This window comes from Antarcticibacterium sp. 1MA-6-2 (assembly GCF_021535135.1).
Classification (GTDB): Bacteria; Bacteroidota; Bacteroidia; order Flavobacteriales; family Flavobacteriaceae; genus Gillisia.
In genome coordinates this window covers 3,566,638-3,578,754 of the sequence record NZ_CP091036.1, presented here as the reverse complement: position 1 = coordinate 3,578,754, position 12,117 = coordinate 3,566,638, and the positions used below count along the sequence as shown (strand labels likewise).

At 37.7% G+C, this 12,117-nt stretch carries 10 protein-coding genes and 1 pseudogene; all 11 read right to left on the bottom strand.

All coding sequences use genetic code 11. From position 1 onward, the window contains the following. Positions 1–50: 50 nt before the first annotated feature. The 11 genes and pseudogenes from LZ575_RS18180 to LZ575_RS18135 all read right to left on the bottom strand — a co-directional run bounded on the left by LZ575_RS18180 (position 51) and on the right by LZ575_RS18135 (position 12,080). Complete coding sequence (locus LZ575_RS18180; RefSeq protein WP_235326277.1) at positions 51–545, bottom strand: hypothetical protein; 495 nt, start codon at positions 543–545, stop codon at positions 51–53. Then, positions 484–1,104, bottom strand: coding sequence for a DUF2961 domain-containing protein (locus LZ575_RS18175; protein ID WP_235326275.1), 621 nt, complete (start codon positions 1,102–1,104; stop codon positions 484–486). The genes LZ575_RS18180 and LZ575_RS18175 overlap by 62 nt, the downstream gene beginning before the upstream one ends. Beyond that, positions 1,086–1,964, bottom strand: a complete 879-nt coding sequence (locus LZ575_RS18170) for a DUF2961 domain-containing protein (protein WP_235326273.1) — start codon at positions 1,962–1,964, stop codon at positions 1,086–1,088. Before LZ575_RS18170 ends, LZ575_RS18175 begins: the two co-directional genes overlap by 19 nt. Positions 1,965–2,023: 59 nt before the next feature. Further along, positions 2,024–2,977 carry a hypothetical protein gene (locus tag LZ575_RS18165; RefSeq protein ID WP_235326271.1) on the bottom strand — a complete coding sequence of 318 codons (954 nt, stop codon included), beginning with the start codon at positions 2,975–2,977 and terminating at the stop codon, positions 2,024–2,026. Positions 2,978–2,998: 21 nt separating this feature from the next. Next, complete coding sequence (locus LZ575_RS18160) at positions 2,999–3,664, bottom strand: basic secretory family protein (RefSeq protein ID WP_235326269.1); 666 nt, start codon at positions 3,662–3,664, stop codon at positions 2,999–3,001. Positions 3,665–3,686: 22 nt separating this feature from the next. Next, a pseudogene (locus LZ575_RS22865) lies at positions 3,687–4,883 on the bottom strand (GH92 family glycosyl hydrolase); the annotation flags it as partial. Positions 4,884–4,927: 44 nt separating this feature from the next. Then, on the bottom strand, positions 4,928–5,656 hold the full coding sequence (locus LZ575_RS22860) for a glycoside hydrolase domain-containing protein (RefSeq protein ID WP_255702683.1): 729 nt from the start codon (positions 5,654–5,656) through the stop codon (positions 4,928–4,930). A gap of 129 nt (positions 5,657–5,785) precedes the next feature. Next, positions 5,786–5,989, bottom strand: coding sequence for a hypothetical protein (locus tag LZ575_RS18150; RefSeq protein WP_235326267.1), 204 nt, complete (start codon positions 5,987–5,989; stop codon positions 5,786–5,788). Positions 5,990–6,096: 107 nt separating this feature from the next. Continuing rightward, a complete protein-coding gene (locus LZ575_RS18145) occupies positions 6,097–7,524 on the bottom strand; it encodes a glycoside hydrolase family 76 protein (protein WP_235326265.1) in 1,428 nt (475 codons plus the stop codon). 821 nt (positions 7,525–8,345) lie between these two features. Next, entirely contained in the window at positions 8,346–10,157 is a 1,812-nt protein-coding gene (locus LZ575_RS18140; protein WP_235326263.1) for a discoidin domain-containing protein, read from the bottom strand. Between the two features lie 120 nt (positions 10,158–10,277). Continuing rightward, entirely contained in the window at positions 10,278–12,080 is a 1,803-nt protein-coding gene (locus LZ575_RS18135; protein WP_235326261.1) for a RagB/SusD family nutrient uptake outer membrane protein, read from the bottom strand. Positions 12,081–12,117: the final 37 nt, after the last annotated feature.

The window sequence follows — 12,117 nt, the reverse complement described above, 5'->3', positions numbered from 1 at the left end:
TCAATTTACTGTATAATCCACGAGAGCTGAAAATAAGGAACTGGAAGAAATTATTCCCTCTCCAGAATTAACCTTCTGATATTAATTTTTGACTTCCCAGGGTTGTTCTGAAAACGCAGAGTAATGGTTTCTTTAAATTCATCTATTACCAGGTCACAGATATATTTTTTATCTTCCAGTTGCCTTTCTTCAGCATAAAATGAAACAGATTTTGCCAACTCTTTTTGCCTTTGCCAAACACTAATTTCTGTACCGTCAGGTGACTTTTCTATATCTGCATATAATTTATAAGAACCACTGGGAATATCGCTAAGATCAATTCTCACCTGCCCTTCTGTAGTTGAAATAAGAATATCTCTGTCTACCTCAACCTTACCCGCAAAACTGTATTTCATTAATTGAGGGTAGAGCACAAAAGTATTTGGAACATAAACCAAAGTGTTTTGATTACTCGGTTCTTGTTGCTCCAGGTGAACAGGAGCATCAGCATAATAATAAGCTGTTGAAGTATAATCTACTAGGTTTATTATTCTCTTCAGGACCATGTTCTATAGTATGATGTATTTCTTCATTAAAAGGCATCTTATCAGAAATAAATAACCTGTATCCGCCTGTTCGTGAAAACGGAAGAGAATAATCAAGAGCACCGTGTAAGGGCAAACTAATTTTTCGATCCCATCTATCGAGAAGAGCATACCACCCTCCATTAAAGTAATCTTCAGATCCTGTACCGTGTACTCTCACTTCTCCATCAATAGTAGTTACATCATCTCCTTCAAAAAATAGCGTCATCCCGGGTTCTAATCCCTGCGCCTGTAATACGGTACCCACGTAATGCCCTTTTCCTTTCCCTTTTAACAAGAGATGAGGCTCACCAGTAGGTGCATTAAAATTACTATTCCAGTAGACGTAAAATTTCCCTTCTTTTTCCCGATCCCTTTTTTCTTTCCTGAAATAGATCTTTCCTTTAACAGGTATTGCATTATTCCCTGCAGAGGAATCTGGGGAGCGATATACTATTTCAATTTTGGCTCCGGAATCAAAAGGCATAGGAAAATAACTGTAATTAACATTGTCTTTGGTGCCTAACAATAAACTTTGCATTGAGATTTTACCAAAGGCATATCCAAAAAAATCTGCCAGCGGGGCATAGATTGCTTAAGCTTATTTTCCCCATTCCAGGTAATTTTAATATCCACTAACTTCCTGAGTCCTTCAAATACTGCTGCATTCTCTATTTCCAAACCAACGATTCTCCCTCCTTCTGCAATTTCGCCAAGTGTGATCGTCTCGCCGGGTTGGACCAGGGTATCGGTTTCTATGACCTTTACCTTATCAAAAACACCAATATGCTCCCATTTCAAAATTAATTTTTGCAGTTCTTCCCGGTCTTCTATGGAAAGTTCTTCAGAAAAATTCGTGACATTGTAATTGCGGGGAAGACTACGGTGCTGGATTTGATAAAACTGAAGGTGTTTCCCGCGGAAAACAATTTTACAACCATCCTTAAACGGAATAGGGAAATAATTATAATATCCGCCAATCTCATTCCCTGCGAGCGGACTAATAAAAGGATAAACTTTTCCCGAAAATAAATCAGAGAACTTTACCGAAAATGAAGGTTCTTTTGACTTTCCGAAGTAAAAATCCAGAGTATCTTCTGTAGGAGTGGGTGTCCAAATGCGGTTAATTACCCCTTTGCCTTTTTCTTCAAATATTACCAGGGAGCTGTCGGGATTTCTCCTAATAAAGGAATATTTGCCACTAAAGCCATCGTCATTACCACCTGTTGTATCATGAGAGGAAACTTGTAGGATTCGGGTGCCGCTTTTATAATTGGGAAGTTTATCAATTTCCCTTAATTCCTTTAATTGGGAAGCTACAGTTACAATTCTTTCCTGAGCCTCCAATTGGGCAGAGAAAAAAAAGAATCCTACAAGAACTAACAATACAATTCCTCTCATTTTTTATCTAATTAGATTATTACAGCGCAAAATTTTCTCTGGTACAGGTTTTAGATTTACTAATACTGGATTTGGGGGAAAGTCTCTTTCGCCTTTGTTAACTGGTTTTCCCATTCAGTAGGCCAGCCAAAAGCTTCCTTAGCCAGGGGTTGCAAATCTTCACCCGCTGCACCACTCCAAAAGTGCACAAACTCGCCCATATCCATTCTTCGTGAAAAAGCAGTTCCCTGGTTATTTTTGGGAAAATGTTCAGCCAGTAAATCATAAAAATTATTTAGAACTTTAGACTCACCATACTGAGTATAAACCGGATAAAACCAATCTTTAAACCATTGAGTATCAGGTCGCGGAAAATCATCATATTGATTCAACATCTCATCGTGAAATTGTTGAGCGAAGCTATCTTTTCCTATTCCTTTATAGACATCATAGATAAAAATTTCTGCCCATTTACTGTCCTTCCAAATATCCCACGCCGGATTATTTTTAATTCCGTTTGTTGATCCCTCTACTATATGGCCCACTTCGTGAATTATTAAGTTTAATCCTTCCTGAGGTAAAGCTTGTCTCCAGCTATAGGGCCCACAGTCTACTACATTTCTATAATCGTGACTTGCATCCATATATACCGAAGGATGACCTCCACTGTACCTGCCTGTATGGAGAATGGCATACAATCTTGGATCTTCTCCAAAATTTCCGTAAACACTTTTAATATACTCCCATACATCTGAAAGTATAGTTTTTGGCCACTCAATCGTTCGATCTACATCATTGTCATAATAAAGCGCAAGGTCATCGTCATAATAAACTCTTGTTACCAGTTGATTATGTTCAAACCAATGTTCTCTCCACAATTTTGGAGGAGCATCTGCTGCTTCTCCTTCATCGGGTGTTTCGTTCTCTTTTGGTGTATCAACGACATTCTCACTGGAGGCATCACTTGATGAGCAGGATGATAAAAAACTGCTGCACATCACAATAACACAAATAATTACTCTTTTTAAACTCATAGCTTTATTTGTTGATAACTATTAAATGATCCCGGGAGCTTTTTGATATGCTGCCCAAAGCTCATCCAGAGATTTCCCGGTGTATTTTTCCCAAAGTTCCTGGTCATAAGTTTTTTCCCTTAGATGTTTGTCCAGCTTAAAAACGAAATCCTTATCGTACTGCTGAGTAATCCATAGTAGGAATCGAGCGGTTATACGGTAACTTTGGGTATAGTGATTTTTAGAAGAGTACGCAGGTAAAGACCATCCTGCTCCAACATTATCAACACCGTAGACGTGCCGTGCGTAATCTGCAATACCTTCTGTAAGCCACCCGGGGCCACTGTGATTTGGATAAGATTGTACAATATGCATTACTTCATGAGTTATAACATCAATATCCTCCGGCTTCTTCCGCAACCATTCAGAACTTATTGTAATTTTTCCATTGTGTGCATATGCCACCTCTTTATAAGAGGTATCAATTTTAACCTCCAGTGTTTTTATAGCTTCAGGATTAAAGGCTTGTACCAATTTTGGATAAACAGCAAAAAATGTATTGATGAGGTCATTTTTTACTTCTGCTTTAAATTGAGGATCCTCATTAATAAACACAAGAGTAAGATCTCCTCTTTTAAAGGTTTCTTGCTGTTGAGACCTTGCTGAAATTGAGATAATTATTAGCAAGAAAAAAAATAGTTTACCCATAAGACGTACTATATTCCTGTTATTAATTTTGAGCAGTTGCCTTTGTTAAAGAGAAAGGTTTGTCTTCAATGTCTGTTCCCCTATCCTTATTAGGATTTTTGCTCATTTGATAAATTAAATTTCCTCCGGCGGTCAAATCCTGGTATCTAATATAATTTTTAGAATAAGAAGCTCCATTAAGGGAAGCCGATTGGATGTAAACATTTTCTTTGTTATTGTCTCTGGCATCGATCACAAACTTTTCACCATCTTCAAGGGTGATTGTTGTTTTTTCAAATACAGGGCTTCCTAAAACATATTGATCTGTTCCGGGTGTAACACTATAAAATCCAAGCGCACTTAAAACATACCAGGACGAGGTTTGCCCCTGGTCTTCATCTCCTGGATAGCCATTTTCTGTAGAATTATACATTTTTTCCATTATCTCACGTGCTCTGCTTTGGGCCTTCCATGGTGCACGGGAATAGTTGTATAGATAGATCATGTGTTGAATGGGTTGATTACCGTGAGCGTACTGTCCCATATTGGCCATTTCCATTTCGGTCATCTCATGAATCCTTCCTCCGTAAGTCCCTACATTTATAGTGTTCGGAACAGTAAAAACTGAATCCAGCTTTTTATTAAAATTCTCTTCTCCACCCATTAAATCTATTAATCCCTGTGGGTCCTGAAAAACTGACCAGAGGTAATGCCATGCATTTCCCTCTGTATAAGGCCCACCCCACTCATATGGGTCAAAATTTTCTACCCAATCTCCATTGGATTTCCTGCCTCTCATAAAGCCGGTTTTGGGATCATAAACATTTTTATAGTTATACATTTGACGGCCAAAAACATCCTTATAGAATTGATTCTTAGTCATATCAGCAAGCGTATAACCACACCAGTCGTCATAGGCATATTCTAAAGTTTTAGCTGTCGCTTCACGAATTTCAGGATAAGGAACATAACCTAAAGTGAAATATTCCTTCCACCCATGTCTTCCATTGGCGGGACCCCACGGTCCTTTGTTTGTTGCTTCATGATAATAAGCATCAAGGGCCTGTTCAGGATCAAAAGTTCTAATTCCTTTCGCCCAGGCATCTGCAAGTAGGGATATTGCATGGTTTCCTATCATACTCCCGGCTTCACTTGGGAAAGACCATGATGGCAACCAGCCGCATTGTTCCTGTGCATCAAGCAGTGCTGCAACATACCTCCCCTGCATTTCTGGATATAAAAGAGCGTTAAGAGGAAACTGGGCTCTAAAAGTATCCCAAAAGCCTAGGTATCTGTATACATATAACCGTCATGGACCTTTCCATCGTAAGGGCTATAGTAGTAGGGTTCTCCTTCTTTGTTTATTTCATAAAATTTCCGGGAAAATAAACTGGCTCTAAAAAAGCAGGAGTAAAAGGTTTTCATTTGCTCCTCAGTACCTCCTTCAACAACTATTTTGTTTAGATGCCTGTTCCAAATATCTTTAGCGGCCGCCCTGGTGTCTTCTAATTTTCGATGTTTCCCTAATTCTGTTTCAAGATTAAGTTCAGCCTGTTCGGCGCTGATGTAGGAAGAAGCGATTTTAGCCTGGACCGTTTGCCCATCCTTAAATCTAATATATGCACCAATACCTTCCCCTTCTTCTGAAGTCTTGTTCTCCCATTTTTTGCCATTCCTGTTTTCCCAAATTCCAGTTGTTACAAAAGGTTTGTCAAATTGAATTACAAAGTAATTTTTGAAGTTTTCAAATCTTTGCATCCCTCTTCCATTGTGAACATAGCCCGTTATTCTTCTATTTTTTACATCTATGTTAACTTCACTTCTTCCTGTATATCCATCAAGGACAACAAAAGCATCCTGATTTTTGGGAAAAGAGAAACGGATATGCACACCTCTTTCTGTAGGCGACATTTCTGTAGTTATATTATTTTCAAGCTCTACCTTGTAGAAATAAGGTTTGGCTACTTCCTTTTCGTGACTAAACTTTGCTGCCCTGGCCTCATCGTCCAGCACCAGTTTTCCAACAACCTAAGCATCAAAGAGAAGACTGCATAATCGTTGCTCCAGGAACTACATTGATGCGCCTGTTGAAACCCTCTAATGGAATCTTTAAAGTATTGATATTTCCAGCCATCACCGTTTCTACCTAGTTTGTGGCGTCCAGGTGTTCATGGCAAAAGGTAAAGCTGTAGTAGGATAAGTATTTCCCCTGGTTAATTCATGTTTTGAATTTGTACCCTGTAATGTATTTACATAATCAACAAGGTTTTTTAATGGATCTTTTGTGGTAGACCAACTACAAAAAGTAGAAAAAATAAATAGAAGGGTAACATAAAATAATTTCATTATATCAGAATTTACTTTTTATTCAAACAAGATTTAAGACTGGCTATTACGCATTGTATATAAATCATCAGAAGTCATTTTTTCTAAAATTTATATAGTGCTTAGTATTATTCAATTCCATTTTTCACATTGTGCATTCTGGCAAACATTTCAATAAAACCGCCCTGATCCAGCAATTCTTTTTGTGTATTAATAACAGTACTTTCACTGGCTCCCTTAAAGCTTCCAATGAAAAGTCCACTTTCGGGATCACGGGAATTTTGCCAGGCAAGGTCAAGAGAATCCTCATACGCGTCTATATATTTTGGCTCATTATCTACCTGATATAATTCAACAAAACCTCTAAACATAATTGCTGAAAACCAGATGTGCCTATCCCTGACTATTCTCATTTGGTTACCTCCCGTAGTAATGTAATTTTCAAAGAAATGCTGATAACAGGCTTCTGCAAGAGTTCGTGCATCTGTAAGGTATTGTTGCTCCCCGGTGACATTGTACAATAAAACCGCAGCCTGCATCATTTGGCCCGAATTGTAGTGGTATTTAGCTTCATCTATGGAACCATCGGCAGTACGGATATTATCCCAATAGAGATAATCCGCCGGATCCTGAAGATTTTCTTTTGTCCAGGCATACAACTCTTTTGCCGCGACCAGATATTGCTCATCCTGTGTCACCTGGTACATTTTAACTCCCATAACCACGACTGGTGCATTAGAACAGGTGTTTTTGGTGCTGTGGTCACCTTCTTTCCAATAAACTCCGTCTCCAAGAACTTCATCCCTGCCGCTCATAATAAAATTCCAAACGATTTTTGCCTTCTGAAGGGTCCAGTCTTCCGGAGTATGTTCATATAATTCAAGAAAGTCAATTCCAATCCAAACGTTATCATCATAATATCGGTCGTCATGACTGTTCCCAAAAGATGCATAACCGGGAGGGGACTTATCTGAATTGTCATAAACAGCAAGACCGTCAAAAAGAGCATCCCCGTATAAATCATAATACTCTTCATAGCCACCTTCAGTTTTTGTATGATGGGTAAGGGCATTATAACCGGAAAACACAGATGAAAAGCCCCATAAAAAGGTAAAGCCTCTATCGTAGGGAAGCCTGGAAGAAAAGTTAGAGGAGCGTCCTGCACTTTCGTTAGGGTATTTATCGTAAAAAACCTTTTCGGTATCATTCCACATATTGCTAAAAATACTGTTCATAGTAATTTTAGCACGGTTAAGAAATTTGTTTTCAGCACTTTCAACTCCATCCTGAACAATACTCACTGCTTTGACCTTTTGCCCCGCTTTAACCGTTATACTGGAAGATCTTCTTGTTGTACCAGTATGGTCCAAGGGTTCTACAAATATCTCATCATTACCCTCACCTTCAGTTTTACTGAGGCTAAACCAGGAATCATCCTCCACAGTTATCACCCATTTAGAATTTGATTGGATGTTAAAGCTCTTTTTATCGTCCTGTGCTGTAAAAATCAATTCGCTTTTTGAAATATTTAAAGTCGCATTTAAAGGTTCCTCCACCCCTTCTTCATCTTTTGAACAGCGTAAAGGCCAAAAACAGGAGAAGGAAAAATGTTAAGGATTGATTTGAAAAGGTCATTGTGTTAGTTGTTGCCATTTATATTTGAGTTTAATTCCTTCAGGATCCATTCCCATTTAAGTGAAAAGATTATAGAATAGCAATTTCTTCTGCTCTTCCACATTTAAGAATCCATCAGGATAAAATTTAAATCTGTTTTGCAAATAATTATCACCTGATTCACATCACATTAGGTTAGCTAAAACGATTTATTTATAAATATAAACTTATTTTATGAAAAATTTCACTCTATTCATTTTTATTGCTCTTTTTCTTTCTTAATTCTCCAATAGGTAATGATGAAATTGATAAAATATCAATTGTGCTAATCGATAATAAAGAAATTTACGTTAACCATTTAAACGTTGGATACCTTGTGAAAAGTGAAGTTCGTTTTCCGGTTTACGTAAAATTTCGGGAGCAGCAGGACCGAAGCCATCTTAATTCATATTAATCAAGTAGCCTATAAAATATACACTTCAGAATAAAGAAAACGTCTGAACCAAAAAATATATCCTGGTAAGTACATTTGGTGCGGAGTTGTATTACAGGTGTGCATTTAAAGTCGAATAGAAAAGTAAATGATCGAGCTAAGAACCTCTCGAATATTTTCTAATCTATAATTTTTACTTATACTGAATTAACGTTGGACTATTATTTCAGGACCTGGAAATATTGAATTAAAAAGCCGGGAATCGTTATCCCGGCTTTTTTTAATAATTTGATTGAACTTATTTATAGAAGCACAACTATCTTAAAAATATTATTCTGCAAATAGACGCCATTCTGCAACCTGGAAAAGACTGGCTCCACCATTAGCATTTATCTCCAGTTTATAGTAAGTGTATGTATCCATATTATCACCAACCAAAAACTCCTTAGTTTGTCCTCTTTCATCAAAAACTATATCTGTCCTTTGATCGATTTGAGTAAAATTCTCATTATCATTCGAACCGTACAGCGTCCAGCTTTTCGGATCCCTTTCAGATGCGTCATTCGCCGAGGTTAAGGAGTATTTAGTTACCCTCACCCCTGGTGAAAAGTTTAGCGTAAGGTCCAATGGAAAAGTAACATCAAAAGTTAAGAACTTTGTAGTAAGATCATTATCTACTAATTTTGTTGAACCTTCATTAGAGTCTGCACCACTTCTATTTTCTTGGTTTACTGTTAATATTCCTAGACCAGTAACATCCTGTGGTCCAAAAGTAAGCAGCTTTAGATTTATTAATCTCCACTCCGAGAGCTGTATAAGACCTCCTCCATTATTGGCATCCAATCTAATTCTATAGTACCTAAAAGCCTGTTCATTTTCAAAAATAAACTCCTTTGTTTGGTTCCTTTCCGAGAAGGTAATATCAGTTCTCGAATCTAATTCTTCAAAATTTCCACCATCATTGGAACCCAGTAATACCCAGGTTTTATAATCCCTGTCTGGGGCGTCATTACCAGAGGTAAAAGTATAACGATTTACAACCTGTGGTGTTTCAAAAACTTGTTGCATATAAAATTCCTTTGGAAAGCCTGATGTAAGGAATTTGGTCGAAAGATTGTTATCTATTAATTTGGTAGATCCTTCTCCACCTTCTGGACCAGAACCATTTTCACTGCTAACCTCTATCCTGGCATTTCCTACACTCGTCACATCTATTAATTCTGAAGCAGGTTCAAACGGATAATTCAAACTAGGAAACTCACCTCGTGCCTGCAACAATTCCTGTTGATTAACATCACCAAAATTAAATGCAGCTTGTGCGAGGTCTTCTAAATCGTCACCTGTAGATCCACTAAAAAAGTGTACTATTTCACCTAAAGTTAAATTTCTAGCATATTGGTCGCCGTCAATTGGATAATTGGATGATAATAAATTAAAAAATCTTCGGAAGGTGGTTGCACCATCATAAGTCTCATACAATGGAAGGAAGAAATCGCGGAACCAGTTAACTCCATTAAATGTAGTTTCCATGTACTCTGCCTTAACTCTTTCAGCATCTGCTTCCATTCCAAGACCCACATAGAGATCATAAGTAAAAATTTCTGTAAATGCATCTCCCCAAACTTCTGAGCCTGGCGCTGTTTTTACATTATTATTCGCATTTTCAACTAAATCAGCCAACAACATTATGGCCTCATCTGTCGTTTCCGGAGTCATTTCAGAATTCAATATTGGAAAATCGATAATATTTCTATTTCCTGTTTCCTCGTCGAAATAAGTGGAGAAAAAACTCGGTTTTTCCTCACCATGTCCTACAACATAAAGACTATTTACTGAACCAATTTTTCCATACGTATTGGTTATATAACTCCAGGCATTCGGAAAAAACTCAAGTGGCCATTCTATAGAGCGATCTACTTCGGGATCATAATAAACACCTACCGAACCAGATAAAATTTGCCTGTTTAGTATTTCGTCGTGGCCGTTATAATTTTCCGTAAAGCCTCTGGGAGGCGAACCCTCAGGATCTGTGTTTACAATTGAATCTGGTAAGCCATCTATAAATGAGCTATTATCTTCTTCACATGATTGTAAAAATAAGAATAGTCCCACCAAAAGTATTTGCGATGTAATTCTTTTCATAATACATAATGTTTTTTAGTATTCATCAAAAAAGGTATGTCTATCTGTAAATTTTTAAATTATTTTAAAAGATTTTGCCCCTCTCAATTAAGAGGGGCAAATTCCCCGGCTAATTGAAAATTACCATCCTGGATTTTGGTTTAGGGATGGATTAGCATTTATTTCATCCTGGGGTATAGGCCATAAATAATCCTGAGGTCTAAATACCCTATTCTCAAATTCTACAATATTGTAGAAATCGGCTTCCTCCCTGGCATTTATATCCATTCCATAAGCGGGTCCATCCAAAACTTCATCAGCAATTAACCAACGCCTTACATCAAAATATCTTACACTTTCCACGAACAATTCAACGCGACGCTCTTTGTGGATAGCTTCACGCATCTCAGCCTGAGATGATGGCGCTTCAAGAGCAGGAGAACCGTAAAGAGGAATGCCTGCTCGTTCTCTTATGAGGTTCAGGTATTTCAGGATATCAGCATTTCCCGGATCATACTCATTCAAGGCCTCAACATAATCCAGATATAATTCTGCTAACCTAAACATAGGTAAGGCTCTGGAGGGGTAACATTCTCCCACAGGGTAAGATTTTCTAACAACATATCCCGTTGGAGGATAATCATTTGTACCAGCTCTTCTTCCTGAGTTACCACCATACCAGGTTTTAGTAAATATATCTCCACCTCCACGGTTTAACCACAGTGCTCCATTGTACGTTATACTATTGTAAAAACGAGGCTCTCGATTAGTCCAGGGATTGTAGGTTGTTCTGGTAGTAAAATCAAAGGGTGCCTGAAATTCTGAAAATCCATCTTCAGTATAATTAGCCTGAGGGTCATCTATGGACCTACCGTTTGACGTAAAAAAAGCATCTACTGCTGCCTGGGTTGCACTCAAGCCACCGCCACCTCTGTTACAACCGTCTGCACCAAGATGATAAGGAGTAATATCATACGTGTAAGCATCTCCACCTCGTGGACGCGCATAAATTATTTCTTCATTAAAATCGGTAATCATGACATTACGAACCGATAGATAGGGATTTAAAGAACCGTCAGAATTCTGTTCGGTATATAATCTAAATTTATTCGGAACGAACATTTCAATGAAAGCTTTGGAAACATCTGCTGCTGCTTTCCACTTTTGCTCATTATAAGTTTGAGGAATTAAATTCTCACCTTCTGAATTTACAAAGTCTGAATATTGTGTATTCCCATTGAATAAAGGACTTGCTGCAAACAAGAGCGTTTTTTGCTTAACAAACATTGCAAAAGGAACACCCACTCTTCCAGCCTCACTGGTCTCTTCAAAGGAAACATTTTCAAGATCTTGAATAGCTATATCCATTTCAGAAGTGATATATTGAGTTACTTCATCTATAGAATTTCTTTGCAATCCAAGCTCCTCCAAATCGGCATCAGGAGGAATTGGTGTATCACCTAAAAGAAGTACCGGACCCCAGGATCTCATTAAGTTATAGTAATAAAAAGCTCTTAAAATTCTGGCTTCGGAAGTATATTGCTTAATATCCTCTTGTGTACAATCTGCACAATTTTCAATGTTTGCAATGAAAGTGGAAGCAGATCGAATTCCTCTGTAAAAGTTGGACCACAAATTACTTACCTCTTGAGTTGTTGCATTCCAATCGGCTACATTTAAGTAATTCCCCATATGAAATCCCCATACGTATTCCGCCTCATCAGAAGCTCCTGTCCAGGGACCGGAATTGTCTGAGGTTGTATATCGTTGAGCATATTCACTTGGAATTTGGGAATACACATTTGCAAGATAGCGTTGTGCATTTACTTCAGTTTTAAAAGTATCTTCAAAAGTTAACCTGTCATCAGGCACCTGATCTAGAAAATCATCATTACAGGATACGATAAAAATTGTGCTAATTATAGCAATGAATAATTTTTTCATCTTATTTATTTTTTTTGATCTATTTCTCACGGTCATT

What these genes read in the sequence shown, in the direction of transcription:
- LZ575_RS18180 (WP_235326277.1), bottom strand. Translation starts at nt 545, where the DNA reads ATGGTCCTGAAGAGAATAATAAACCTAGTAGATTATACTTCAACAGCT.
- LZ575_RS18175 (WP_235326275.1), bottom strand. Translation starts at nt 1,104, where the DNA reads ATGCAAAGTTTATTGTTAGGCACCAAAGACAATGTTAATTACAGTTAT.
- LZ575_RS18170 (WP_235326273.1), bottom strand. Translation starts at nt 1,964, where the DNA reads ATGAGAGGAATTGTATTGTTAGTTCTTGTAGGATTCTTTTTTTTCTCT.
- LZ575_RS18165 (WP_235326271.1), bottom strand. Translation starts at nt 2,977, where the DNA reads ATGAGTTTAAAAAGAGTAATTATTTGTGTTATTGTGATGTGCAGCAGT.
- LZ575_RS18160 (WP_235326269.1), bottom strand. Translation starts at nt 3,664, where the DNA reads ATGGGTAAACTATTTTTTTTCTTGCTAATAATTATCTCAATTTCAGCA.
- LZ575_RS18150 (WP_235326267.1), bottom strand. Translation starts at nt 5,989, where the DNA reads ATGAAATTATTTTATGTTACCCTTCTATTTATTTTTTCTACTTTTTGT.
- LZ575_RS18140 (WP_235326263.1), bottom strand. Translation starts at nt 10,157, where the DNA reads ATGAAAAGAATTACATCGCAAATACTTTTGGTGGGACTATTCTTATTT.
- LZ575_RS18135 (WP_235326261.1), bottom strand. Translation starts at nt 12,080, where the DNA reads ATGAAAAAATTATTCATTGCTATAATTAGCACAATTTTTATCGTATCC.